This window comes from Novosphingobium sp. LASN5T, from assembly GCF_003856955.1.
Lineage (GTDB): Bacteria > Pseudomonadota > Alphaproteobacteria > Sphingomonadales > Sphingomonadaceae > Novosphingobium.
In genome coordinates this window covers 217,379-241,245 of record NZ_RQSI01000001.1, presented here as the reverse complement: position 1 = coordinate 241,245, position 23,867 = coordinate 217,379, and the positions used below count along the sequence as shown (strand labels likewise).

Sequence of the window (23,867 nt, the reverse complement as noted above, 5' to 3'; positions counted from 1 at the left end):
CCCCGACCAGACGCCGCGCCAGCACGCCATAGCGATGCGCGCGGCCCGTACATCTCTCCAAATTCAGGATATTTCCATGCTCGGCTCGCTCGCCAAGGCCATTTTCGGCTCGTCCAACGACCGTTACGTGAAGTCGCTCGACAAGATCGTGCGCAAGATCGCCGCGTTCGAACCGCAGGTTCAGGCGATGAGCGACGCGGAACTCAAGGCGCAGACCGCCAAGTTCCGCGAACAGCTCGATCAGGGGCAATCGCTCGACGACATCCTGCCCGAAGCCTTCGCCACCGTGCGCGAGGCGTCGATCCGCACGCTGGACCTGCGCCATTTCGACGTGCAGATGATCGGCGGCATCGTGCTGCACCGGGGCGAGATCGCGGAAATGCGCACTGGCGAGGGCAAGACGCTGGTGGCGACGCTGGCGGTGTACCTCAACGCGCTGGAAGGCAAGGGCGTTCACGTCGTGACCGTCAACGACTACCTCGCCAGGCGCGACGCCGAGACGATGGGCGTGCTCTACACGTTCCTGGGCCTGACCGTGGGCGTGATCGTGCCGAACCTCAACGAGGAGGAGCGCCGCGCGGCCTATAACGCCGACATCACCTACGCGACCAACAACGAGCTGGGCTTCGACTACCTGCGCGACAACATGAAGCACGAGCGGTCGCAGATGGTGCACCGCCCGTTCAACTACGCGATCGTCGACGAAGTGGACTCGATCCTGATCGACGAGGCGCGCACCCCGCTGATCATCTCCGGGCCGACCGACGACAAGAGCGACCTCTACATCTCGGTCGATGCCGTGGTGAAGCAGGTGGCGCCCGAGCTTTACGAAGCCGACGAGAAGACCAAGAACATCACGCTGACCGAAGAAGGCGTGGAATGGATCGAGCGCAAGCTGGAGGAAGCCGGGCTGCTGGTCGGCTCGAACCTCTATGACGTCGAGAACACGATGGTCGTCCACCATCTCGACCAGGCCCTGAAGGCCAACGTCATGTTCAAGCGGGACATCGACTACATCGTGAAGGACGACAAGGTCGTCATCATCGACGAGTTCACCGGCCGCATGATGGACGGCCGCCGCTGGTCGAACGGGCTGCACCAGGCGGTGGAGGCCAAGGAAGGCGTGCGGATCGAGCCGGAAAACCAGACGATGGCCTCGATCACCTTCCAGAACTATTTCCGCATGTACCCCAAGATTTCGGGCATGACCGGCACCGCCGCCACCGAAGCCCCGGAATTCTTCGACATCTACAAGATGAACGTCGTCTCGATCCCCACCAATGTGCCGGTCATGCGCATCGACGAGGAAGACGAGTTCTACAAGAACACGTTGGACAAGTTCGGTGCCATCGCGAAGCTGATCCGCGAGCGCTACGAGATCGGGCAGCCGGTGCTTGTCGGCACCGTCTCGATCGAGAAATCGGAACTGCTTTCGGACTTCCTGACCAAGGAAGGCGTGAAGCACAGCGTGCTCAACGCCCGCTTCCACGAGATGGAAGCGCATATCGTGGCGCAGGCCGGCCGCCTTGGCGCGGTGACGATCGCCACCAACATGGCCGGGCGCGGCACCGACATCCAACTGGGCGGCAACATCGAGTTCCGCATCGCCGACGAGCTGCGCGACGTGGCCGATGGCCCCGAACGCGATGCCGCGATCGAACGCATCCGCGCCGAGGTGGCCGCCGAAAAGCAGAAGGTGCTCGAAGCCGGCGGCCTGTGCGTGATCGGCACCGAACGGCACGAAAGCCGCCGCATCGACAATCAGCTGCGTGGCCGTTCGGGCCGTCAGGGCGACCCGGGCCTCAGCAAGTTCTACCTGTGCCTGGAAGACGACCTGCTGCGCATCTTCGGGCCGGACACGCTGTTCGCCCGAATGATGAACTCCAACCTTGCCGATGGCGAGGCGATCGGTTCGCGCTGGTTGTCCAAGGCGATCGAGACCGCGCAGAAGAAGGTCGAGGCGCGCAACTACGACATCCGCAAGCAGGTTGTCGAATACGACGACGTGATGAACGACCAGCGCAAGGTGATTTACGAACAGCGCGCCGACATCATGGACGCCGACGCGATCGGCGAAGTGGTGGTGGACATGCGCCACGACACGATCAACGCGCTGGTGGCCGACGCCTGCCCGCCGGGCTCCTATCCGGAACAGTGGGACGTGGACGGCCTGCGCCAGCGCGTGGCCGATACCCTGGGCCTGGAAGCGCCGCTGGAACAGTGGATGGAGGAAGAGGCGGTCGAGCCCGAGATCATCGAGGAACGCCTGACCGAACTGGCCGACGCGCACATGGCGGGCAAGGTCGACGCGCTGGACGAGGCTTCGTGGCGCGGGCTTGAAAAGTCGATCCTGCTCGAACGGCTCGATCACCACTGGAAGGAACACCTCGCCACGCTGGACGCGCTGCGGCAGGTGGTGTTCCTGCGCGCCTATGCGCAGAAGACGCCGATCAACGAATACAAGCAGGAAGCCTTCGGCCTGTTCGAGAAGATGCTGGACGCGATCCGCGAGGACGTGACGCGCATCCTGATGACCAGCGAGATCCGGATGCGGCCTGCGGACGATTTCCAGCTTCCCGAACTGCCCGATTTCCTGACCAGCCACATCGATCCGTTCACCGGCGAGAATGACGCGGTGCAGGTGCCGGGCGCCGCTGCGATGCTGGGCGCGCTGGGCGGGGCGGAAGCGGGCCTCGCCACGCTGCCTCCGGTTGGCACGGAAGATCCCTTCGCCGGGCAGGGCGTCAGCCGCAACGCGCCGTGCCCCTGCGGTTCGGGGAAGAAGTACAAGCACTGCCACGGCGCGGCGGTCTGATCGCCGGCTTCCCGCCGGTCGATCCCTGCGTCCGACGGTAAGCGGGTGCAATTTCGATTGCCTGCCGGGAAAGAATTGGCATGGTGAGTGCCAAGGCTGTCCCGGGAGAGCAGGCATGGCAATGGAAATCAGGCAGACGGGCGTTTTCGGCGCGGAAATCACCGGCGTCGATCTGGCGCGGCTGAGCGATGAAGAGTTCGGCGCGATCCGCGAGGCGTTCGTCGATCACGGCGTGGTTTTCTTCCGCGATCAGGATCTGACCGAAGACCAGCACATCGCCTTCGCCCGGCGCTGGGGCCAGATCAATATCAACCGCTTCTTCGCCGCGCATCCGGCCTATCCGGAAATCGCGCTGGTGGTGAAGGAAGCGGCGCAGAAGGACAATATCGGCGGCGGCTGGCACACCGATCACAGCTACGACGAGGTGCCCGCGCTCGGCTCGATCCTGCTGGCGCGCGAAGTGCCGCCATCGGGCGGCAACACGCTGTTCGCCTCGATGTACGCGGCCTATGACGCGCTGCCGGATTATCTGAAGCGCGAGATCGAGGGTGCGCGCGCGGTCCATTCGGCCAAGCACATCTTCGGCACGAACGTGCGCGAGGAACTGCGCAACGCCGATACGCATGAAGGGCGCTTCGGTAACGCCGCGGTGGCGGACGTGCTGGCTGACGTGACGCATCCGATCGCGCTGGTGCACCCCTTGAGCGGGCGCAAGGCGATCTACGTCAACCCGGCCTTCACCATCGGCGTCGTCGGGCGCGACGAGGAAGCCGGCCGGCAGTTGCTGACCGAACTCTACAAGCACTGCGTCGAAGGCGATTTCGCGACCGAATTCGTCTGGGCCGAGGGATCGATGGCCTTCTGGGACAACCGCGCCACCTGGCACTATGCCCTGAACGATTACCACGGCCACCGGCGCGAGATGCACCGGATTACGCTGGAAGGCGAACCGCTGCCCTGATCGCGAATACGCGCCCTTGTGCGCTCCCGGGCTGCGTGGACAAATTCACGGCCGGTTCGGACTGCAGATGTTCGGGACTTTTCGCCATAGCGGCCATTCCGGAGACGACGTGGTTGCCGACCGAGCGAGGATCGTTCATCTCGTTCCCATGCGGATCAAAGCTCCATATGCACTATATTTGGCTCTTTTGGCTTCGTGCCATGACCAACCTCAAACGCAGACTTCCGCAAAGATCGTCGACATTTCGCGGCGGGTATCTCGATGGCATGCCGGCGAAGTTGTCATCACTTTTCAAAACCCCGCAGGGCTTACGGGCATGCGGACTATGCTGCTCTCTGAAGTGCGCTGTTCAGTAGGTGACATCGTACCAGCAAGTGCCAAAGGCGTATCTTTACAAATGGCCGTAACAGCGTGCCGGTGATGACGTCCGCTTTCCCCGCCATTTCCGCCGGATTGGCTATTCCGCACGCGACGCGATTGCGGACTTTGGCATACGAAACCCCGTTCGTCCTGAGCCTGTCGAAGGACGCGCATCGTGCCGGCCTCGCACGCTAAATCGCCTCAGGATGAACCGTATCGCGCATCCTTCGACAAGCTCAGGATGAGCGGATTTGGGGATTGGGCGACAGTACGCTAACCGCGCCCGTTCCCGCGCCCTCCAACAGCGGATATTGAGACCCGCGGATATCATCCATGCAACCCTACGCGGCGTTGTCGATGCCAAGTTCCGACAGCTTGCGATAGAGCGTGGACCGGCCGATGCCGAGCCGGCGGGCCACCTCGCTCATGCGGCCGCGATAGTGGCCGATGGCGAGACGGATCACGTCGGCCTCGATTTCTTCCAGCGGGCGCAAGTTACCATCGGCAGCGTAGAGCATGACTCCCGCGCCTTCGCTGTGCTGCGGGTTGTGGCGCGGCGCTTCGCCGACCATCATCGAGAGATTGGGGAAATCCTGCGCGGTCAGCGCCTCGTTGTCGCAGAACACGGCGGCGCGGAACAGCGTGGCCTGCAACTGGCGGACGTTGCCCGGCCAGTCATAGGCCGAAAGCAGCGCCAGCGCGCCATCGGTGATCCCAAGGTGCCGCAGGCCCGGCTGCTCGCCGATCCGGGCGAGGAAATGGCGGGTCAGCGCCGGAATGTCGCCGCTGCGTTCGCGCAACGGCGGCAGGCTGACGAGCACCGTGCTGAGCACGTCGACCAGATCGGGACGGAACAGCCCGACATGCTGCAGTTCGCGCAGCGAACCGTTGCTGCACGCGATCAGTCGCACGTCCACGCGGAAGCGGTGGCGCGCGCCGATCGGCTGCACATCGCCGCGTTCGAGGAATTGCAGCAGACGTTCCTGCACATGCGGATTGAGGCGGTCGATCTCGTCGATCACCAGCGTTCCGCCGTCGGCATGCTGGAGCGCGCCGGCCTGCCGTTCGAACGCGCCGGGGAAAGCGCCCTTTTCATGCCCGAACAACACGGATTCGATCTGGTTGCCGGGAATGCCGCCGGCATTGACGATGCGCAGCGGCGTCTTGGCGCGGGGGGAGGCGGCGTGCATTGCACGCACCAGCATCTCCTTGCCGCTGCCGGTCTCGCCCTCGATCAGCACGGTGCCCTGCGTCCGCGCGGCCTTGGCCGCCACGGCGAGCGCGGCGCGGAACGAGGGCGCGGCCCCGATCATCGAATCGAAATCGAGCGCGGCGCCGATCTTTTCGGTCAGCGGTTGCAGTTCCACCGCCGGCGCCTCGCGCGTGGTCGCGCTGCGCAGCGCCTGGAGCAGGCGATCCGGGGCGACCGGCTTGATGAGATAATCCGTGGCGCCCGCGCGCATGGCTTCCACCGCGAGCAGGGGCGAGGAACTGGTGGTGAGCATCAGGATCGGCAGAGCGGGCCGGCGGGCCTTGAGTTCGGCGATCAGCGCGCAGGCATCGTCGCCGGGCACCCACTGGTCGAGAATGATCGCGCCAAGCTGCATCCCCTGCCGCGTACCCAGGGTAGCGATCGCGGTTTCGGAATCGCGCGCGATGATCGTGCGCCATCCTTCCCGCGCGGCAAGAGCGGTGATCAGCCGGCACTGTGCCGGCTCGTCATCGATCAACATCAAAAGGCGGTCTTCGGGCTCTGCCATGGTCTTCCCGGTCAATGATCCGCGCTTCTGTTACGCCTATCGGGTAAAGACCCTGTTAAGCGTGGCGACCGTCACGCAGCGGCGCGGACGCGCTAAGAACACGGTTCGTTCTTGAGCGAACCGGACGGTGTCGTTAGAGAGACCGCGAAGGCGCTTCGGTGCGCCGGGGGAAAGAGGTAGATCATGACTTCCGCGAACGACATGAAGGCCGCCGAGGCCACCTATGCCGGCTTCATCAACCTCATCAAGATTTCGGTGCCGGTGATCGTGCTGATCGTCGCTTTCGTTATCGTGGTGATCCAGTAACCGGCGCGTGGGCGAAACCATAAGGATCGCCGTCCTTCGGGAACGCGCGACGGGAGAGAGCCGGGTTTCGGCAACGCCGGAAACGGTAAAAAAGTTCATCGGCCTCGGCGCCACGGTCAGCGTTGAGAGCAACGCTGGCGCGACGGCCTCGATCGCCGATGACGATTACCGCGCGGCGGGCGCCGAGGTTTTGACCGAAGGCGCGGCAAAGGATGCGGACATCGTGCTGGGCGTGCAGGGGCCGGAGGCCGATCTGCTGTCTGGCGTGAAGCCCGGGGCGTGGATCGTCGCCGGGCTTGATCCTTTCGGCCGGCGTGACCGGGTGGACGCCTATGCCGCCGCCGGCCTGGAAGCGCTGGCGATGGAATTCATGCCGCGCATCACCCGCGCGCAGTCGATGGACATCCTGTCCAGCCAGTCGAACCTCGCTGGCTACAAGGCGGTGATCGTCGCGGCGGACCTTTATGGCCGCGCCTTTCCGATGATGATGACCGCGGCCGGCACGGTCAGCGCGGCCAAGGCATTCATCATGGGCGTGGGCGTGGCGGGGCTTCAGGCCATCGCTACCGCGCGCCGCCTGGGCGCGCAGGTTTCGGCGACCGACGTGCGCTCGGCCACGAAGGAACAGATCCAGTCGCTGGGCGCCAAGCCGATCTTCGTCGAAAGCGTGGCGGGGATCGAGGGCGAAGGCAGCGGCGGCTATGCCACGGAGATGAGCGAGGAATACCAGAAGGCGCAGGCCGAGCTGGTTTCGGCGCATATCGCCAAGCAGGACATCGTCATCACCACCGCATTGATCCCTGGCCGCGCCGCGCCGCGCCTGATCAGCGATGCGCAGATCGCCTCGATGCGCCCGGGCAGCGTGATCTTCGATCTGGCGGTGGCGCAGGGCGGCAACGTGGAAGGATCGGTGCCCGATCAGGTAGTGGAGAAGCACGGCGTGAAGATCGTCGGCTATTCCAACACGCCCGCGCACCTGCCGGCCGATGCCTCCGCGCTGTTCAGCCGCAACCTCTACAACTTCCTCTCCGCCTTCTGGGACAAGGAGCAGGGCAGGCCGGTGCTGGACGAGGAAATCGGCAATGCCATCCGCCTGACGCAGGGCGGCAAGGTCGTCCACGAACGACTGCTCGGCTGAGGGGGGCGCACTTATGGATTTCATCTCGATCCTGTCGATTTTCGTCATGGCCTGCTTCGTGGGCTATTACGTGGTGTGGTCGGTCACGCCCGCGCTGCACACGCCGTTGATGGCGGTGACCAACGCGATCTCGTCGGTCATCATCGTCGGTGCGCTGGTGGCGAGCGCGGCGGCCGGATCGCCGGTTTCCAAGTGGCTCGGCCTTGGCGCGGTGGTGCTGGCCTCGGTCAACATCTTCGGCGGCTTTGCCGTCACCGCGCGCATGCTGGCGATGTACAAGAAGAAGGAGAAGAAGTGATGGAACACGTCACCGCCACTCCTTCGTGGGCGATGCTCGCCTATCTCGTTTCCGGCGTGCTGTTCATCCTCGCTCTACGGGGGCTTTCCAGCCCCGGCACCAGCCGCGCGGGCAACCGCTATGGCATGATCGGCATGACCATCGCCGTGGCGACCACGCTGGTCACGCATTCGATTGCCAGCCTGCCCGAGATCATCGTGGCCATCGCCATCGGCGGTGCGATCGGCTTCGTCACCGCGCGCAAGATCGCGATGACCGACATGCCGCAGCTTGTTGCCGCGTTCCACTCGCTGGTTGGTCTTGCGGCGGTACTGGTGGGCCTTGCCGCCTATCTCAACCCGGTGGCGTTCGGCATCACCGGGCCGGACGGGCTGATCGAGCCGCAGTCCCGTGTCGAGATGGGCCTCGGCATCGCCATCGGGGCGATCACGTTCTCCGGCTCTGTCATCGCGTTCCTCAAGCTGGCCGGCAAGATGAGCGGATCGCCGATCCTGCTGCCCGGCCGCCATGTGCTGAACCTCGGCACGCTGGTCGCGATCCTGGGGCTGGTGGGATACTTCACGCAGGACCAGGCACCCTGGGTGATCGCCACGATCACGGTGCTCAGCTTCCTGATCGGCTTCCTGCTGATCATCCCGATCGGCGGGGCGGACATGCCGGTGGTCGTTTCGATGCTCAACTCGTATTCGGGCTGGGCGGCGGCGGCGATGGGCTTCACGCTGCACAACACCGCGATGATCATCACCGGTGCGCTGGTCGGCTCGTCCGGCGCGATCCTGTCCTATATCATGTGCAAGGCGATGAATCGCGGCTTCCTGTCGGTGATCGCCGGCGGCTTCGGCGCGGATGCGGGAGCCGGCGGCGCGGGCGGCGCAGCCAAGGAACAGCGCCCGTGGAAGCGCGGATCGGCTGAGGACGCGGCCTACATCATGAAGGAAGCCGAAAGCGTCATCATCATCCCGGGCTATGGCATGGCGGTGGCGCAGGCCCAGCACGTGCTGCGCGAGATGGGCGACCAGTTGAAGGCCGCCGGGGTCAACGTGAAGTACGCGATCCACCCGGTGGCGGGGCGCATGCCCGGGCACATGAACGTGCTGCTGGCCGAAGCCAACGTGCCCTATGACGAGGTGTTCGAACTGGAGGACATCCAGGGCGAGTTCGCGCAGGCGGACGTGGCCTTCATCATCGGCGCCAACGACGTGGTGAACCCGGCGGCCAAGACCGACAAGTCCAGCCCGATCTATGGCATGCCGGTGTTCGACGTGGAGAAGGCCAAGACGATCTTCTTCATCAAGCGTTCGATGGGCGGCGTGGGTTATGCCGGCGTGGACAACGACGTGTTCTACATGGACCAGACCATGATGCTCCTCGCCGACGCCAAGAAGATGGTCGAGGATATCGTCAAGGCGCTGGCCCATTGATGGAGGCACGTTGATGCGCCGGATCGGGATGTTCGCCGCGCTGACGGGCGCGCTGGCACTGGCTGCCTGCGCGCCGTCCAAGCTGGCCTATGGTCAGGTCAAGAGCGCGATGATGGATGCGGGGCTGTCCGAAGCCAATTCGGCCTGCATGGCGACGCGGATGACCGACCGGCTTTCGCTTGGCCAGTTGCAGAAGCTGAAGCAGCTCAAGGGCGATAAGCGTTCGCTGTTCGATTATGTTTCGGCGGTGCGCCGGGTGGGCGATGCGCAGGCGATCGAGGTGACGGCGAGTTCGGCGGCGCTGTGCGCGGTGGGGCTTGCGCCGGAGAAGCGCCGGTAGGGCGTTCCCTCGCGGGGGCGGGCCGAGGCACAATCCGCCGGATTCCGTGTCTCTCCCGCTGGACGGCGCGCACGCCCTTTCGTAAGGCCGGGGCGACGAGGGTGGTCGCATTCCCCGGGAGATCTGACTTTGCGTAAACTCGGCCTTATCGGCGGCATGAGCTGGGTTTCTACCCGCACCTATTACGAACACATCAACCGGCTCGTTCAGGCCAGGACCAGCAAGCTGGCCAGCGCGCCGTTGCTGATCGAAAGCCTCGATTTCACCGATCTTGTCCGCCTGTCCACGCCCGAGCAGTGGAACCATGCCGCGGACGTGCTGACGGCCAGCGCGCAGCGGCTGGAGCAGGCCGGCGCCACCGCGATCCTGATCGGCGCCAATTCGATGCACAAGGTTTATGACAAGGTGGCCGGCGCGGTGCAGGTGCCGGTGATCCACATCGCCGACGTGGTGGGCCAAAAGATGCAGGCCAATGGCGTCAAGACGGCGGCGCTGATCGGATCGCGCAACGTGATGATCGAAAGCTTCTATCGCAAGCGGCTGATCGAACATGGCGTAACGCTGCTGCCCCCGGTGATGGACAGCGTGGAGGAAGTGGACCGCATCATCTACGAGGAACTGATGCAGGGCCGCGCTACGCGATCGGCGGAGCGCACGTTCAAGACCATGATCACCAACATGGAGCGCGATGGCGCGCAGGCGATCGTGCTGGGCTGCACCGAACTGGACATGGTGATCGATGTCGATGCCAACGTGCTGCCGATCTATGACGGCACCGCGATCCATGCCGAAGCGGCGGTCGACTGGATCCTGGGCGGGTAGCCGATTGCCGTGACCGCCACGCGCGCGCCCTATGCCAGCGATCCGGCGCGGTCGCGCGGGCGGGAATACCCGCTTGAATCGTCGACCGCGCGCGGCCCGCGCAGCGAATTCCAGCGCGATCGCGACCGGATCATCCATTCGATCGCGTTCCGCCGGCTGCGCCACAAGACGCAGGTGTTCATCGCGCCCGATGGCGATCATTACCGCGTGCGGCTGACGCACAGCCTGGAAGTGGCGCAGATCGGCCGCGTGATCGCGCGGGCGCTGGGGCTGGACGAGGATCTGACCGAGGCGCTGTGCCTGGCGCACGACATCGGCCACCCGCCGTTCGGCCACGCCGGCGAGGACGCGCTGGAAACCGCGATGGCGGACCACGGCGGGTTCGACCACAACGCCAACACGCTGCGCGTGCTGATGCGAATGGAAAGCCCCTATTGCGGGCACGAGGGGCTGAACCTTTCGTGGGAGCTGCTGGAGGGTCTGGCCAAGCACAACGGCCCCGTCCACGCGCCGACCTGGGCGCTCGCTGAACTCGACGCGGCGTTCCCGCTCGATCTGGGGCAGCGCGCTTCGCTGGAAGCGCAGGTGGCGGCGGTGGCGGACGACATCGCCTATGACAACCACGACATCGACGACGGCCTGCGTGCCGGCTTTCTGACGATCGACGAGCTGCTGGAACTGCCCTCCATCGCCGACCAGTGGCGCGCGATCGAACGGCGCTTTCCGGGTGGGCAGCGTGATCGCCTGCAGCGCGAGCTGGTGCGCGGGCAGATCGGCCGCATGGTCAACGACGTGATCGCGGAAACGCGCCGGCGCCTGATCGAAAGCGGCGCCGAAACGGCGGAGGACGTGCGCGCCGCGCCGCTGGCGCTGGCCAGTTTCTCGGCCGGGATGGCGGACGAGGAGCGCGCGCTCAAGCGCTTCATGTACGACCGGCTCTATTACCACCCCGAACAGATCGCCACGGCGGAACGCGCGTGTTCGGTGATCGCCGCGCTGTTCACGGCCTATGCCGAGGACCCTGCGCGGATGCCGGAAAGCTGGCAGCGGCAGATGCCGCAAGGCGAGCCAGGCCGCAGCCGGCATGTCGCCGATTTCATTGCGGGGATGACCGACCGCTATGCGATAGACAGCTTCACACGGCTATTCGGCAGCGCCCCCGAGGGCCTGAGCAATGTCTAACGAAACGCGCATCGCGCTGCTGGGCGCCACGGGCATGGTCGGGCGGCAGGTGATGGAAAAGGCGGTGGGCCGGCGCGGCCAGCGGCTGATCGCCATCGCCCGGCGCGAAGTGCCGTTGCCACCGGGCGCGCGCATGGAAATGCTGCTGTCCGATCCGGATTACTGGCCCGATGCCATCGCCGCCGCGCGCGCGGACGTGGCGGTAATCGCGCTCGGCACCACGATCCGCGCCGTAGGCGGGGACAGGGACGCGTTTCGCGCGGTCGATCACGATCTGGTGCTGACCTGCGCCCGCGCCGCGCGCGAGGCCGGGGTGCGCCAGCTGATCGCGGTATCCTCGGTCGGCGCGCAACTGGCGTCGAAGAACTTCTATCTCTCCGTGAAAGGTGAGGTGGAGGACACGCTGTCGCGGCTTCGTTTCGGCCGACTCGACATCCTGCGCCCCGGGCTGCTGCGTGGGCGGCGCGAAGGGCCGTTGCGCATGGGGGAACGCGTGGCGATGATCGCCAGCCCGGTGGCGGACCTGTGTCTGCACGGTTCGCTGCGCAAGTACCGCTCCATCCGCGCTTCCGTGGTGGCGGAGGCAATCCTTGGCCTTGCCGGGATCAAGCCCGACGGGCGCTTCGTGCACGAACACGACGCGATCCTGCGCGCCACACGGCGTTAGCATCGGGCGCCGGAACCGTTAGCCTGCCTTGCGGATAAGTTCAGCCGCAAAGGGCGGCTGCGCGGATTGACTTGGCCTTGCTGCGGCGCGAAATGGACAGGTCGCTGATCGCGCGGGAGAGTTCCTGCGATTCGCCAGTCGGATCGCGGGACGCCGAAGGAGCAACCGCCCCGGAATCTCTCAGGCTTCAGGACCGCGTTGGTCGATAGCGACGCTCTGGAAAGTGTCCTTGCCGCAAGGAAAGGGCCGCCGAAGGGGTAACCTTGCCAGCCCGCGCGGGCGGCGGGGGAAAGCTCTCAGGTTTCCGTGACAGAGGGGGCACCGATGGGTGCCAGACTGTACGGAGACCGATTTTGTGAGCGACACATACAAAATTTCACCGGATGAAATCAGCGAGCCCGACGCCGGGCCGCTGACCTTGCCGCTCGATGGCTGGCACCGCGCGCGTGGCGGCCGCATGGTCGCTTTCGCCGGATACTGGATGCCGGTGCAGTACGAAGGCATCATCGCCGAGCACCTGTGGACGCGCGCGCACGCCGGGTTCTTCGACGTTTCGCACATGGGCCAGCTCTATATCGCGGGCGAAGGCGTCGAAGCCGCGATCGAGGCGGTGCTGCCGATCGACCTGTCCACCCTGCCGCTGGGCGGGGTGCGCTATTCGCTGCTGCTCGATGCCAATGGCGGCATTCTGGATGACCTGATGGTCACGCGCTGGGGCACGGGCTTCTATCTGGTGGTCAACGGCGCGACCAAGCACGACGACATCGCCCATCTGCGCGCGAACCTGCCCGAAGCCGTCTCGCTCACGCACCTGGCGGACAGCGCGCTGTTCGCGCTGCAAGGGCCGGAAGCCTTCGCCGCGCTCGCTCCGCTGGTGGGTGGCGAACACGCGCTTTCCGCGCTCAGCTTCATGCGCGGCGCCAGCTTCACGCTGGGCGGCGTGGACGCGTGGATCAGCCGCTCGGGCTATACCGGCGAGGACGGGTTCGAGATCGCCGTGCCGGCCGAAAGCGCCGCCGCGATCGCAGACCTGATCTGCGCGCAACCACAAGTGAAGCCGATCGGCCTGGGCGCGCGCGATTCGCTGCGGCTCGAAGCCGGCCTGCCGCTTTACGGGCACGACATGACGCCGGACGTGGACCCGGTGAGCGCGGACCTGTTGTTCGGCATCAACAAGCGCCGGCGCGGTGACGGAGGCTTCCCCGGCGCGGACCGCATCCTGCCGCTGATCGATACCGGCAGCGTCACGCGCCGGGTCGGCCTGGTGCTCGAAGGCCGGATGGCCGCGCGCGAGGGCGCGAAAGTGCTGTGGGGCGAGGCCGAGGTCGGCAGCGTCACCTCCGGCGGCTTTTCGCCCAGCCTGGAGAAGCCCATCGCCATGGCCACCGTCGCCGCCGAACTGGCGCGGCCGGGCACCCAGCTCATCATCGACGTGCGCGGCCGCAAGATCGCGGCCACCGTCACGCCCATGCCCTTCGTTCCCCACCGCTATCACCGCAAAGGAGCCGCCTGATGCCCCGCTATTTCACCCAGGACCACGAGTGGATCGACGTTGACGGCAGCGATGCCACCGTTGGCATCACCGACTACGCGCAGAGCCAGCTTGGAGACATCACCTTCGTGGAACTACCGGCGGCGGGTTCGGCGGTGGCCAAGGGCGACAGCGCCTCGGTGGTGGATTCGGTCAAGGCCGCCTCGGACGTCTATGCACCCGTTTCGGGTACGGTGAGCGAGGCCAACGCCGCGCTGGAAGACGAGCCGGAACTGGTCAACACCGCTGCCGAAAGCGATGGCTGGCTGTGGCGCATGACGCTGTCCGATGCCGCCGAACTCGAAGGCCTGATGGACGAAGCCGCCTACAAGACCTACGTCGAGGGGCTTTGACCGGATGCGCTATCTTCCCCTGAGCGAGAATGATCGCAGCGCCATGCTGTCGGTCATCGGCGCGGGATCGATCGACGACCTGTTCGTCGACGTGCCCGCCGAAGCGCGGCAGGCGGGGCCGATCCCCGGCCTGCCGCTCCACGCCAGCGAAATGGCGGTGGAACGCCACATGGCGCGGCTCTCCGCCGAAAGCCTGACGGCGGGCGAAGCACCGTTCTTCCTGGGCGCGGGCGCCTATCGCCACCATGTGCCGGCCAGCGTCGACCACCTGATCCAGCGCGGCGAGTTCCTGACCGCCTACACGCCCTATCAGCCGGAAATCGCGCAGGGGACCTTGCAGGTGCTGTTCGAGTTCCAGACCCAGGTCGCGCGCCTGTTCGGGACCGACATCGCCAATGCCTCGCTCTACGACGGGTCGACCGCGTGCTGGGAAGCAATCACCATGGCGGGCCGCATCACGCGGCGGAAGAAGGCCGTGCTTTCGAGCGGCCTCCACCCGCACTACGTCGAGACCGCGCGCACCATGGCGCGCTTTACCGGCGATGCGCTGGTGACCTCTGCCCCGGTGCTGGCCGCAGCGGCGGATGACGACGCCGTGATCGCCGCGATCGACGCGGACACGGCCTGCGTCGTCGTGCAGTATCCCGACGTGCTTGGCCGCATTCCCGATCTCGCGCGGATCGCGGCCGCCGCGCAGGCGCAGGGCGCCCTGCTGGTGGCGGTGGTGACCGAACCGGTCGCGCTGGGCCTGCTCGAAAGCCCCGGTGCCCTGGGCGCGGACATCGTCGTGGGGGAAGGGCAGTCGCTCGGCGTTGGTCTCCAGTTCGGTGGGCCGTACCTCGGCCTGTTCGGCTGCCGCGAGAAGTTCGTGCGCCAGATGCCCGGCCGCCTGTGCGGCGAAACCGTGGACGCCGAAGGTCGGCGCGGCTTCGTGCTGACGCTGTCGACGCGCGAACAGCACATCCGGCGCGAGAAGGCGACGAGCAACATCTGCACCAATTCCGGCCTCTGCGCGCTGGCGTTCTCGATCCATCTCAGCTTGCTGGGCGGGACCGGGCTGGAGCGCATGGCACACCTGAGCCATGCCCGCGCGCGCGCCACGGCGGATCGCCTGGCGCAAGTGCCGGGCGTGGAGATCGTCAACACCACGTTCTTCAACGAATTCGCGGTGACGCTGCCGCGCGATGCCCGGCAGGTGGTGCGCGATCTGGCGGAACGCAAGGTGCTGGGCGGCGTGTCGCTGGGCCGGCTCTATCCGGGCGAAGCGGCGCTCGCCAATGGTCTGCTGGTCGCGGCCAGCGAATGCACGACGGCGGAAGACATCGACGCGCTGGGTACGGCGCTTGAGGAGGTGCTGGCATGAACGACCTCAATCCCGCGGGCTGGAGCCCGGCCATGTCCGGCGATCAGGGCGAGAGCGCGGCGGTGACGACTTTCACCGGCAACCGCGCGCTGCAGCTGGAGGAACCGCTGCTGTTCGAGATCGGCGCGGCCGACCGGTGCGGTGTCGATTTCGATGAAGCGCCGGACCTGCCCGACACGCTGGGCGCGTTCCGGCGCAAGGCGCGGCTCGATCTGCCGGGCCTGTCCGAGCCGGAAGCGGTGCGGCACTATACCCGCCTGTCGCGGCAGAACTACGCGATCGATCTGGGCCTCTTCCCGCTGGGAAGCTGCACGATGAAGCACAACCCGCGCCTGGACGAAAAGGTGGCGCGGATGCCGGGCTTTGCCGATGTCCATCCGTTGCAGCCGCAGCAGACGGTGCAGGGCGCGCTGAAGGTGATCAACGAACTGGCGCACTGGCTGATCAAGCTGACGGGGATGCACGGGGTGGCGATGACGCCCAAGGCCGGCGCGCATGGCGAACTGTGCGGGCTGCTGTGCATCCGCGCCGCGCTGGAAGCGCGGGGCGACGCGCGCGAGGTGATCCTGGTGCCCGAAAGCGCGCACGGTACCAATCCTGCCACGGCGGCCTTCGCCGGCTATCGCGTGGAGAACATCCCGGCGACCGAGGACGGGCGCGTCGACGTGGCGGCGCTGACCGCACGGCTCGGGCCGGACGTGGCCGGGGTGATGATCACCAATCCCAACACCTGCGGCCTGTTCGAGCGCGAGTTGAAGACGATTGCCGATGCGGTCCATGCGGCCGGCGGCTATGTCTATTGCGACGGGGCGAACTTCAACGCCATCGTCGGGCGCGTGCGCCCCGGAGACCTTGGCGTCGATGCCATGCACATCAACCTGCACAAGACGTTCTCCACCCCGCACGGCGGGGGCGGGCCGGGGTCAGGGCCGGTCGTGCTGTCGGAAGCGCTCGCGCCCTATGGGCCATTGCCGTTCACCGCGCGGCAGGCCGATGGTTCGGTGCGGCTGGTGGAGGAAGAGGACGCGCCCGGCATCCATCCCGAAGGCTTCGGTCGGATGTGCGCGTTCCATGGCCAAATGGGCATGTTCACGCGCGCACTGGCCTATATCCTGAGCCACGGCGCGGATGGGCTGCGGCAGGTTTCGGGCGACGCGGTGCTCAACGCCAACTACGTGCTGCGCCGGCTTGAGGACGTGCTGGAAGCGCCGTTCGGCGCAGCCGGCCCCTGCATGCACGAAGCGCTGTTCAGCGATGACGGTTTCGCGGAAGGGTTCTCCACGCTCGATCTCGCCAAGGGCCTGATCGACGAGGGTTTCCATCCGATGACGGTCTATTTCCCGCTGGTGGTCCACGGCGCGATGCTGGTCGAGCCGACCGAGACCGAAAGCAAGGCGGGGCTGGACCAGTTCATCGGGGCGATGAGGTCGCTGGCCGAGCGCGCGCGGGAAGGCGATCCGCTGCTAAAGAGCGCGCCGCACCTGGCTCCACGTCGGCGGCTCGATGAAACGCTGGCCGCGCGCAAGCCGAAGCTGGTGTGGAAGGACTGACGACCTTCCGTGCGCAAAGGCCGCCGGGTGACCGGCGGCCTTTGTTCTGAACTTACTTGTGGATCGCGTCGGAACCGGCCTGACCGACCGACTCGATGTCGCGGCCGGCGCCTTTCACGGTGTTGCAGGCGGCGGTGCCCAGCACCATTCCACTCAGAACCGTCGCGAGAACGATCTTGCGGATCATCGGAAATCTCCTCTCGTAAATAGCCGAACACCGCATTGGCGGTGATGAACCGCTGGAACGTTCGGAACGGCTAGCGGTTCCGCCGGTGGATCGGTTACGCGGTCAGCGCGTCGCCCGCGCGTTGGCGATGCAGCAGGTGTTCCCGCCAGGCGATGATCAGCCCGGCGGCGATCACGATTGGCGCGCCGATCCAGGTTGAGGCGGGCGGCAGATGGTCGAACACCAGCCAGCCCCACAACGTGGCCCAGGCGAAGGCGGAATAATCCATCACGATCACGCTCGATACGCTGCCATAACGCAGCGCGGCGGTGAGAAAGATCTGGCCGATCAGGCCGGACAGGCCGATGCCGAACAGGATCAACCAGTCCGCCGCGTCATGGTGGACGCCGGTGCGCAGCAGGAACAGGGCCAGCACCGGCGAGGTGAAAGCGGAGAACCAGAATACCACCGTCAGCGGTTGTTCGGTCCGTCCCAAATCGCGCAACTGGATGGCGATCACCGCGACCATGAACGCCGCGCCGATGCCGACCGCGATCCCGAACGGCGGGAGATGCGATTGGTTCGGCCCCGCGATCACCAGAATGCCCGCCAGCCCCAGTATCACGGCCGACCAGCGCACCCAGCCCACTGGTTCCTTGAGCACCACCGCCGCAAGGATCACCGCGAACATCGGGGCGGTGAAGCCCAGCACGGTGGATTCGGCCAGAGGCAGCAGGATCACCGCGCCCAGGGTCAGGAACATGCCGGAGCCGCCGAAGGCCGCGCGGCGGGCATGAACCCACAACCGCTGCGTCTTGAGGACGGAAAGCTGGCCGCGCGCGGCAAGATAGCCGAGCAGCATCAGGCCGGGAAAGAACTGCCGCCAGAACAGGGTCTCCGGTAGGCTTACGCCGCGGGTGCCCGCCACTTTGACCAGCATCAGCATGACCGAGAGCGAAGCCATGGCGGCCAGGCGCAACCCCAGCGCCAGGATCGGTCGGTTCATGCGGTCCATGCGCTTGCCCTTAGGCGTACGGGGCTTGCGATCAAGCGCTTCGTTCCCATCTTCGGCGCATGGACGATGCGGTGACGATGGGTTCGATCGGGGGGGTGGCCATTCTGCTGGCAATGATCGCGTGGTGGGCCGACCGCCGGCGGTTGCGCCGCAGCGACCCCGACGCCGTCGGCTTCATGCCGTGGACGACGATCTATTTCCTGGCGATGATGATCGGCTGCGTCGCGCTCGGCCTGGCCGCGCGCGACTGGTTCCACACCGCCTGAACCGGCGGCAGCCGATCAGAGGCAGGCGTCGAGGTAGGCCTGGTCGAACCCGAACTGGCGCGCCTTTTCCAGCGTGTAGGGGCGCAGACCGGTCGAACGGAATTCGCCGATAATCTTGCCGTCCTCGCTCTCGTCCAGATATTCGAACTTGAACAGTTCCTGCGTCACGATCACGTCGCCTTCCATGCCGATCACTTCGGTCACGTTGGTGGTGCGGCGCGAACCATCGCGCAGGCGCTTCACCTGAACGATCAGATCGACCGATTCCGCGATCTGGCGGCTGATGGCTTCCTTGGGGATCTTGATGTCGCCCATCATGATCATGTTTTCCATACGGCCCAGGCATTCGCGCGGGCTGTTGGCGTGCAGCGTACACATCGAACCATCGTGGCCGGTGTTCATCGCGGCCAGCAGGTCGAAGCATTCGGCGCCACGGATTTCGCCCAGGATGATCCGGTCAGGGCGCATACGCAGCGCGTTCTTGACGAGATCGCCGATGGTGATGGCGCCCTGACCTTCCAGGTTCGGCGGGCGGGTTTCCAGCGGCAGCCAGTGCGGCTGCTGCAGGCGCAGTTCGGCCGCATCCTCGATCGTCAGCACGCGTTCGCCCGGATCGATCATCTTCGACAGGGCGTTGAGCATGGTCGTCTTGCCCGAACCGGTACCGCCCGAGATCACGATGTTCATGCGGCACGCGCCCGCGACTTTCAGCGCGGTGCACATCTTGTCGGACATCGAACCGAAATCGCGCAACATGTCGAGCGTGATCGGCTTTTCGGAAAACTTACGGATCGAGATGGCGGTACCGCGCAAGCTGAGCGGCGGCACGATCACGTTGACGCGGCTGCCGTCCTTGAGGCGCGCGTCGGCCAGCGGCGTGGTCTGGTCGACGCGGCGGCCGACCTGGTTGACGATGCGCTGCGCGATCTGGAACAGGTGGCTTTCATCGCGGAACCGGATCGGCGCGATGGTCAGCTTGCCCTTCTTTTCGATGTAGGTCTGTTCCGGGCCGTTGACCATGATGTCGGTCACGTCGGGATCGTTGAGCAGTTCTTCCAGCGGACCGAAGCCCAGCAGTTCGTCGATCAGCACCTTTTCCAGCGCGAACTGTTCGCGCCGGTTGAGCGTGACTTTCAGTTCCGCCAGCACTTCCATGATGATCGGACGGAATTCTTCGGACAGTTCGTCCTTGGTCAACGTGGCGGCGGCTTCGGGATCGACGCGTTCGAGCAGGCGCGGGAGCACCTGTTCCTTGATCTTGTGGACCGAGGCTTCGAAGCCTTCGGCCTGATAGGTGCTTTCGTGGACGCCGTTGACGCGATCGGCAAGGCGCGTCATCGCATCCGCCTTCATCGGGTTCTGCGGCGCGGCGCTTTCGGATTCGGCAGGAAGGGGCGGGAACTGCTGGCCACCGACCGGCGGTTGGCTCGCTGGCGCGGGCTGGCCCGCGGGAGCTTGCTCGCCAGCCCGCATGGGCCGCGCGACACCGAAGGAAGGCCGCATGGAACCGCCGCCGCCAAGTCCGTTCTTTCGCCCAAAAGCGCTCATTAAATAGATCCCGTCTTGCGACCCCTTCCGGAAAATGGAGGAAGAAGGTCACCAGTCCTTATGCAAACGCGGTGAATAATCGGGAAACGTTCAGGAATTCCTAACCGGGCGAGGGGCATGGCGCAGTACGCACCCATCGCGGAGATCCGTCAGCCGAAAACGGCGAAAGCGTCCCGCGGCAATTACCTCCGGTTAACCATCCCGCGCTAGAACGTCGGGCGGAGATGCCATGCCACCCCAACTGACGATCATCATTCCGGTCTTCAACGAGCAGGAAAGCCTTGGCGCGTTTCTCGATGCCGTCCGGACGCCGCTGGCGCAGGCGCTCGATGTGATCGAGGCGCAGGCTTCGGCGGAATTGCTGTTCGTGGATGATGGCAGCAGCGATCGCACGCCGGACATGCTGGCGATCCTTGCCGGGCTGGACGCGCGTGTCCGCTATCTCCGCTTGTCCCGCAATTTCGGCAAGGAAGCCGCCATCGCGGCCGGCTTGCAGCACGCGCGCGGGGCGGCCGTGGTGCCGATGGACGTCGATTTGCAGGATCCGCCGGAACTGTTGCCAGCCTTGGTACGCGAGTGGGTGGCGGGCGCGAAAGTCGTCAATGCCCGCCGCGTCGACCGCTCCAGCGACAGCCGGTTGAAACGCTGGACGGCGCATGGGTTTTACCGCGCGGTCAACCTCATGGCTGAAACACCTATCCCCGAGAACGTGGGCGACTATCGCCTGCTCGACCGGGCGGCTGTGGATGTCATCAACCGGCTTGGCGAAAGCGCGCGTTTCAACAAGGGCCTGTTCGCGTGGGTGGGTTTCAGGGTCGCGACGGTGGACTATGTCCGGTCGCAGCGCCATGCCGGTGAAACGAAATGGCGCTGGCGCCGGCTGTGGAGCCTCGCGCTCGACGGGATAACGGCTTCGACCACGGCGCCGTTGCGCATCTGGACATATGTTGGCGGCGTGACCGCCCTTGGCGCATTTGCCTATGCGGCATTTCTGGTGCTGCACACGCTGATAACCGGCATCGACACGCCAGGCTATGCGTCGATTATGATCAGCGTGCTGATGCTGGGCGGCATCCAGCTGCTAAGCATCGGAATCATGGGGGAATATATCGGCCGTATCGCCAAGGAAGTGCGGCAGAGGCCCCTGTATGTCGTTGAACAGGACAGTGCGGCAGAGCCGGATCAGGGCTCCAGCGAAAGGGAAGAAGCGTGGACCAGGCCGCCTATGCGGGCATGAATGCGGTGGAGGAACGGCACTGGTGGTTCGTCGCCCGTCGGCGCATCATCGCCAGCCTGATCGACCGTTTCGCATTGCCGCCGCGCAACGCGAAGGTATTGGAAGCCGGATGCGGAACAGGCGGCAACCTTGCCCTGCTGGCCCGCTATGGCCATCTCGAGGCGTTCGAATTCGATGATGGCGCGCGCGATCTTGCCTCCGCCAAGGGTATCGCGGACATCGGGTTCGGCGCGCTGCCGGACCGGGTTGCGCTGCCCGATCGCTCCTATGACCTGATCGCCTTGCTCGATGTGCTCGAACACATCGAGGACGATCGTTCGTCGCTGCGACGCCTGGGCGATCTGCTTCGCAGCGAAGGCCGGTTGATCCTGACCGTCCCGGCGATTCCATCGCTGTGGTCAAGGCACGATGAGATCCACCACCATCATCGGCGCTATACGCTGAAAACCTTGCGCACGTGCATTGCCGAGGCCGGGCTGAAAGTGGAAAAAATAGGCTACTTCAACTCGCTGTTGTTCCCGCTGGCGTGGCTGCAGCGGCAGGCGCAGCGCGTGCGTGGTCACGATGCGCCGCTGGACGACATGCCGGGCCGGCTTCTCAACGGAGCATTGCAGGCGGTGTTCGCGCTGGAGCGCTTTCTGCTCGGGCGCGTGAAGATGCCCATCGGCCTTTCGCTCTACGCCGTGGTTTCGGCGCGCTGAGCTAAACGCCGACGGGGCGGCGCCATACGCCTTCCCAGCACGCGTCGGGTTCGACGACCGGCACGATGCTGACGTGCTGGCCGAGCAGGCGCGGCGGAACCTTGCCCAGGGGGGCCAGATAGCTGCCCTTGGGGTAGCGCGCGAAACCCTGGTCCCACGCCTTGAAGAAGCTGCAGCGGCCGTGCCCCACCGGCGCGAACCGGAAGGCGCGGTTTATCTCGGAAACGCCGATACAGGCCGCGAGCGCCAACGCCCCGGCCAGCCACCAGTGCCGGCCCGCCGTTTTCCAGCCCGGCGACGCCGCGAGAATTTCCGCGACCAGCACGGCCAGCACGGTTTGCGAGGGTATTGCGCCGCGCATCATGAGGTCGATTGACCAGCCGATCTGCGCTTGCGGTATCACCAGCATTACCACGCCCGCCAGCGTTGCCGCATGACGGCCAAAGCGGGACTGCGGGCTTGCCGCCATCACGGGCACCAGCCAGGGCAGCGTTTCCAGCGCTTCGAACAGGGCGTACCGCGGGAAATCGTAGGCATAGAGCCGTATGCCGACGTTATCGCCCGCCATGCCCAGGTACGCGAGCGCGGGAAGCGACAGGGCGGAGGCGCCGAGGGGCAGTACCAGCGATCGCCACGAGAGCGTTCCCTGCCGCAAGGCCTCCACGCCCGCCAGCGCCGCCCAGGGCAGCGCGCCGATCATCGACAGCGGCGACCACAGCGCGGTCAACGGAACGACGGCAAGGAACACGCCGATGTCCAGCTTGCCAACCCGCCAGAGCAGGAACAGCAGGCCGCAAAGCCATCCCGCCAGGGCATGCTGAGGCACCCAGAACGCCAGCGTGATGAACGAGCTGAACTGAAAGCCGGGAAGCCAGCCTTCAAGATGATCGATAAAGCGCGGGCCGACAATGGCATTGCCGACAATGTCCAGCCCGCCGAAGCACAGCGCCACGATCAGCGCGATCCAGCGGCCGCGGCGGCTGTCGAAAAGCGGCGACGCCAGCGCCAGAAGCCCTCCGAGAAGCAGGGCGTTCTGGATTAGCAGCGTCAGGCCGCCCGCCGTTTCGCCCCAGGCTTTCCAGGCGAGGGCAGGCAGCAGATACATGCCGATAGGCGCGCGCAGCAGAAACGGCTCGCCCTGGTAGAGATAGGCGAACGGCCATGGATGAATGGCCATGTCGCGCAGCACGGCATCGCGAACCTGCCAGTCGATGTTGGCGTAGAACAGCCGCCCTTCGCCACCGAGAAGAAGCAAAACAAACGCGATCGCCACGCACAACCCGATCCTGCGGAGCGGGATGGGGCCGATCTGCCGGGCGCCTCTTGTCAGGCCGAAGACAAGCAGGCTGGAAGCCAGCGCCTGCAGGCCAAGCAACAGGGGCGAGGTGAAGCCCAGAAAAGCCGAAAGCAGCACGAGGTCGGCCGCGAGCCAGCCGGCTAACATGCCAAGAAGCCAGTGGCCCGGAAGCGAAGCCAGGCGATCAGCGCGGGCGGGCGTTTGCGATAGCGGTGAGGTCATCAGGCGATCATCTGGTTGTTGCTGTCCATAGCCCTCGACATGCCAGCCCAGGCACGCGCAATTTATGCCGTCTTAACCCGATCTGTGCAGATTGGCAGAATGTTCGATCGCCTGCCAAGCTGGTTTCGCTTCCTGATCGTGGGCGGCATCAACACCGCTTTCGGCTATGCGCTGTTCGTAGGCCTGATTTTGCTGGGAGCGTCAAGGCTGACCGCTGTGGTCGCGGCAACGGCGCTGGGTGTCGCGTTCAATTTCCACACCATCGGCAAGCATGTCTTTGCCAACCGCGATCTTGCCCTGCTGCCACGGTTCCTGGGTGTTTATACGGTTCAGGTTTGCGTCAACAGTCTTGCACTGACCTTGTTGGGACGGCTGGGATTTCACCCCCTGGTCGCGCAAGCATTGCTCGTTCCTTTTCTTGCCGTTTCTGTCTATCTCGCGCTCCAGCATTTCGTGTTCCGACCGGTGAGGGCGCGCCCTGCGCAGCCCGTTAGCTGAAGCGAACCCGCAAATGCGTTGAAATCGAAAGGCAGATGAACGGCACCGGT

General features: G+C 65.6%; 23 protein-coding genes and 2 riboswitches. Of the genes, 18 read left to right on the top strand and 5 right to left on the bottom strand.

Annotation, left to right across the window (positions count from 1 at the left end):
- The first annotated feature begins 76 nt into the window (after window positions 1–76).
- Window positions 77–2,815 (top strand): preprotein translocase subunit SecA, encoded by a 2,739-nt coding sequence (gene secA, locus EH199_RS01165; RefSeq protein WP_124807442.1) that lies wholly within the window; start codon window positions 77–79, stop codon window positions 2,813–2,815.
- A 115-nt stretch (window positions 2,816–2,930) separates the two neighbouring features.
- Window positions 2,931–3,776 carry a TauD/TfdA family dioxygenase gene (locus tag EH199_RS01160; RefSeq protein ID WP_124807441.1) on the top strand — a complete coding sequence of 282 codons (846 nt, stop codon included), beginning with the start codon at window positions 2,931–2,933 and terminating at the stop codon, window positions 3,774–3,776.
- Window positions 3,777–4,477: 701 nt separating this feature from the next.
- Here the strand turns inward: EH199_RS01160 and EH199_RS01155 are convergent.
- Window positions 4,478–5,896: a sigma-54 dependent transcriptional regulator gene (locus EH199_RS01155; RefSeq protein ID WP_124807440.1), complete on the bottom strand. Its 1,419-nt coding sequence runs from the start codon at window positions 5,894–5,896 to the stop codon at window positions 4,478–4,480.
- A gap of 183 nt (window positions 5,897–6,079) precedes the next feature.
- Here EH199_RS01155 and EH199_RS01150 point away from each other — a divergent pair, with 183 nt between their 5' ends.
- The 12 genes from EH199_RS01150 to gcvPB all read left to right on the top strand — a co-directional run bounded on the left by EH199_RS01150 (window position 6,080) and on the right by gcvPB (window position 16,867).
- A complete protein-coding gene (locus EH199_RS01150; protein WP_124807439.1) occupies window positions 6,080–6,202 on the top strand; it encodes an aa3-type cytochrome c oxidase subunit IV in 123 nt (40 codons plus the stop codon).
- A 19-nt stretch (window positions 6,203–6,221) separates the two neighbouring features.
- A complete protein-coding gene (locus EH199_RS01145) occupies window positions 6,222–7,340 on the top strand; it encodes an NAD(P) transhydrogenase subunit alpha (protein ID WP_124807664.1) in 1,119 nt (372 codons plus the stop codon).
- Between the two features lie 13 nt (window positions 7,341–7,353).
- A complete protein-coding gene (locus EH199_RS01140; protein ID WP_124807438.1) occupies window positions 7,354–7,638 on the top strand; it encodes an NAD(P) transhydrogenase subunit alpha in 285 nt (94 codons plus the stop codon).
- On the top strand, window positions 7,638–9,059 hold the full coding sequence (locus EH199_RS01135) for an NAD(P)(+) transhydrogenase (Re/Si-specific) subunit beta (RefSeq protein WP_124807437.1): 1,422 nt from the start codon (window positions 7,638–7,640) through the stop codon (window positions 9,057–9,059). The genes EH199_RS01140 and EH199_RS01135 overlap by 1 nt, the downstream gene beginning before the upstream one ends.
- A gap of 13 nt (window positions 9,060–9,072) precedes the next feature.
- Entirely contained in the window at window positions 9,073–9,399 is a 327-nt protein-coding gene (locus EH199_RS01130; RefSeq protein ID WP_124807436.1) for a hypothetical protein, read from the top strand.
- Between the two features lie 129 nt (window positions 9,400–9,528).
- Window positions 9,529–10,221, top strand: coding sequence for an aspartate/glutamate racemase family protein (locus EH199_RS01125; RefSeq protein WP_124807435.1), 693 nt, complete (start codon window positions 9,529–9,531; stop codon window positions 10,219–10,221).
- Between the two features lie 9 nt (window positions 10,222–10,230).
- Entirely contained in the window at window positions 10,231–11,403 is a 1,173-nt protein-coding gene (locus EH199_RS01120; protein ID WP_124807434.1) for a deoxyguanosinetriphosphate triphosphohydrolase, read from the top strand.
- Window positions 11,396–12,070 carry an NAD(P)H-binding protein gene (locus EH199_RS01115; protein ID WP_124807433.1) on the top strand — a complete coding sequence of 225 codons (675 nt, stop codon included), beginning with the start codon at window positions 11,396–11,398 and terminating at the stop codon, window positions 12,068–12,070. Before EH199_RS01120 ends, EH199_RS01115 begins: the two co-directional genes overlap by 8 nt.
- A gap of 103 nt (window positions 12,071–12,173) precedes the next feature.
- Window positions 12,174–12,276, top strand: a riboswitch (glycine riboswitch).
- Window positions 12,277–12,393, top strand: a riboswitch (glycine riboswitch).
- Window positions 12,394–12,425: 32 nt separating this feature from the next.
- Window positions 12,426–13,583 carry a glycine cleavage system aminomethyltransferase GcvT gene (gcvT, locus tag EH199_RS01110; protein ID WP_124807432.1) on the top strand — a complete coding sequence of 386 codons (1,158 nt, stop codon included), beginning with the start codon at window positions 12,426–12,428 and terminating at the stop codon, window positions 13,581–13,583.
- Entirely contained in the window at window positions 13,583–13,954 is a 372-nt protein-coding gene (gene gcvH, locus EH199_RS01105) for a glycine cleavage system protein GcvH (protein WP_124807431.1), read from the top strand. The genes gcvT and gcvH overlap by 1 nt, the downstream gene beginning before the upstream one ends.
- 4 nt (window positions 13,955–13,958) lie before the next feature.
- On the top strand, window positions 13,959–15,317 hold the full coding sequence (gene gcvPA, locus EH199_RS01100) for an aminomethyl-transferring glycine dehydrogenase subunit GcvPA (protein ID WP_124807430.1): 1,359 nt from the start codon (window positions 13,959–13,961) through the stop codon (window positions 15,315–15,317).
- The gene (gcvPB, locus tag EH199_RS01095) at window positions 15,314–16,867 is read left to right on the top strand and encodes an aminomethyl-transferring glycine dehydrogenase subunit GcvPB (protein ID WP_124807429.1); all 1,554 of its coding nucleotides are present in this window, start codon (window positions 15,314–15,316) and stop codon (window positions 16,865–16,867) included. The genes gcvPA and gcvPB overlap by 4 nt, the downstream gene beginning before the upstream one ends.
- 52 nt (window positions 16,868–16,919) lie before the next feature.
- Here the strand turns inward: gcvPB and EH199_RS01090 are convergent, their stop codons facing one another.
- Both EH199_RS01090 and EH199_RS01085 read right to left on the bottom strand, forming a co-directional pair.
- Window positions 16,920–17,054, bottom strand: coding sequence for an entericidin A/B family lipoprotein (locus EH199_RS01090; RefSeq protein ID WP_124807428.1), 135 nt, complete (start codon window positions 17,052–17,054; stop codon window positions 16,920–16,922).
- Window positions 17,055–17,148: 94 nt separating this feature from the next.
- Complete coding sequence (locus EH199_RS01085) at window positions 17,149–18,039, bottom strand: DMT family transporter (protein WP_223806404.1); 891 nt, start codon at window positions 18,037–18,039, stop codon at window positions 17,149–17,151.
- A gap of 80 nt (window positions 18,040–18,119) precedes the next feature.
- Here EH199_RS01085 and EH199_RS01080 point away from each other — a divergent pair, with 80 nt between their 5' ends.
- A complete protein-coding gene (locus EH199_RS01080) occupies window positions 18,120–18,314 on the top strand; it encodes a hypothetical protein (RefSeq protein WP_190287044.1) in 195 nt (64 codons plus the stop codon).
- Between the two features lie 15 nt (window positions 18,315–18,329).
- On the opposite strand, the gene EH199_RS01075 is transcribed toward EH199_RS01080, so the two are convergent.
- On the bottom strand, window positions 18,330–19,862 hold the full coding sequence (locus tag EH199_RS01075; RefSeq protein WP_190287042.1) for a CpaF family protein: 1,533 nt from the start codon (window positions 19,860–19,862) through the stop codon (window positions 18,330–18,332).
- A gap of 229 nt (window positions 19,863–20,091) precedes the next feature.
- On the opposite strand from EH199_RS01075, the gene EH199_RS01070 reads away from it, so the two are divergent.
- Both EH199_RS01070 and EH199_RS01065 read left to right on the top strand, forming a co-directional pair.
- A complete protein-coding gene (locus EH199_RS01070; RefSeq protein ID WP_124807424.1) occupies window positions 20,092–21,099 on the top strand; it encodes a glycosyltransferase family 2 protein in 1,008 nt (335 codons plus the stop codon).
- Window positions 21,072–21,800: a bifunctional 2-polyprenyl-6-hydroxyphenol methylase/3-demethylubiquinol 3-O-methyltransferase UbiG gene (locus EH199_RS01065; RefSeq protein ID WP_124807423.1), complete on the top strand. Its 729-nt coding sequence runs from the start codon at window positions 21,072–21,074 to the stop codon at window positions 21,798–21,800. The genes EH199_RS01070 and EH199_RS01065 overlap by 28 nt, the downstream gene beginning before the upstream one ends.
- A 1-nt stretch (window position 21,801) precedes the next feature.
- Here the strand turns inward: EH199_RS01065 and EH199_RS01060 are convergent, their stop codons facing one another.
- Window positions 21,802–23,319 carry a hypothetical protein gene (locus EH199_RS01060; protein ID WP_190287040.1) on the bottom strand — a complete coding sequence of 506 codons (1,518 nt, stop codon included), beginning with the start codon at window positions 23,317–23,319 and terminating at the stop codon, window positions 21,802–21,804.
- 99 nt (window positions 23,320–23,418) lie between these two features.
- On the opposite strand from EH199_RS01060, the gene EH199_RS01055 reads away from it, so the two are divergent.
- On the top strand, window positions 23,419–23,817 hold the full coding sequence (locus EH199_RS01055; RefSeq protein ID WP_190287039.1) for a GtrA family protein: 399 nt from the start codon (window positions 23,419–23,421) through the stop codon (window positions 23,815–23,817).
- The last annotated feature ends 50 nt before the right edge of the window (window positions 23,818–23,867 follow it).

Coding starts and splice junctions, on each gene's coding strand:
- EH199_RS01135 (WP_124807437.1), top strand. CDS start 7,638: ATGGAACACGTCACCGCCACTCCTTCGTGGGCGATGCTCGCCTATCTC.
- EH199_RS01055 (WP_190287039.1), top strand. CDS start 23,419: ATGTTCGATCGCCTGCCAAGCTGGTTTCGCTTCCTGATCGTGGGCGGC.
- gcvH (WP_124807431.1), top strand. CDS start 13,583: ATGCCCCGCTATTTCACCCAGGACCACGAGTGGATCGACGTTGACGGC.
- EH199_RS01070 (WP_124807424.1), top strand. CDS start 20,092: ATGCCACCCCAACTGACGATCATCATTCCGGTCTTCAACGAGCAGGAA.
- EH199_RS01140 (WP_124807438.1), top strand. CDS start 7,354: ATGGATTTCATCTCGATCCTGTCGATTTTCGTCATGGCCTGCTTCGTG.
- gcvPB (WP_124807429.1), top strand. CDS start 15,314: ATGAACGACCTCAATCCCGCGGGCTGGAGCCCGGCCATGTCCGGCGAT.
- EH199_RS01090 (WP_124807428.1), bottom strand. CDS start 17,054: ATGATCCGCAAGATCGTTCTCGCGACGGTTCTGAGTGGAATGGTGCTG.
- EH199_RS01085 (WP_223806404.1), bottom strand. CDS start 18,039: ATGAACCGACCGATCCTGGCGCTGGGGTTGCGCCTGGCCGCCATGGCT.
- gcvPA (WP_124807430.1), top strand. CDS start 13,959: ATGCGCTATCTTCCCCTGAGCGAGAATGATCGCAGCGCCATGCTGTCG.
- EH199_RS01155 (WP_124807440.1), bottom strand. CDS start 5,896: ATGGCAGAGCCCGAAGACCGCCTTTTGATGTTGATCGATGACGAGCCG.
- EH199_RS01115 (WP_124807433.1), top strand. CDS start 11,396: ATGTCTAACGAAACGCGCATCGCGCTGCTGGGCGCCACGGGCATGGTC.
- EH199_RS01130 (WP_124807436.1), top strand. CDS start 9,073: ATGCGCCGGATCGGGATGTTCGCCGCGCTGACGGGCGCGCTGGCACTG.
- secA (WP_124807442.1), top strand. CDS start 77: ATGCTCGGCTCGCTCGCCAAGGCCATTTTCGGCTCGTCCAACGACCGT.
- EH199_RS01160 (WP_124807441.1), top strand. CDS start 2,931: ATGGCAATGGAAATCAGGCAGACGGGCGTTTTCGGCGCGGAAATCACC.
- EH199_RS01150 (WP_124807439.1), top strand. CDS start 6,080: ATGACTTCCGCGAACGACATGAAGGCCGCCGAGGCCACCTATGCCGGC.
- EH199_RS01060 (WP_190287040.1), bottom strand. CDS start 23,319: ATGACCTCACCGCTATCGCAAACGCCCGCCCGCGCTGATCGCCTGGCT.
- EH199_RS01075 (WP_190287042.1), bottom strand. CDS start 19,862: ATGAGCGCTTTTGGGCGAAAGAACGGACTTGGCGGCGGCGGTTCCATG.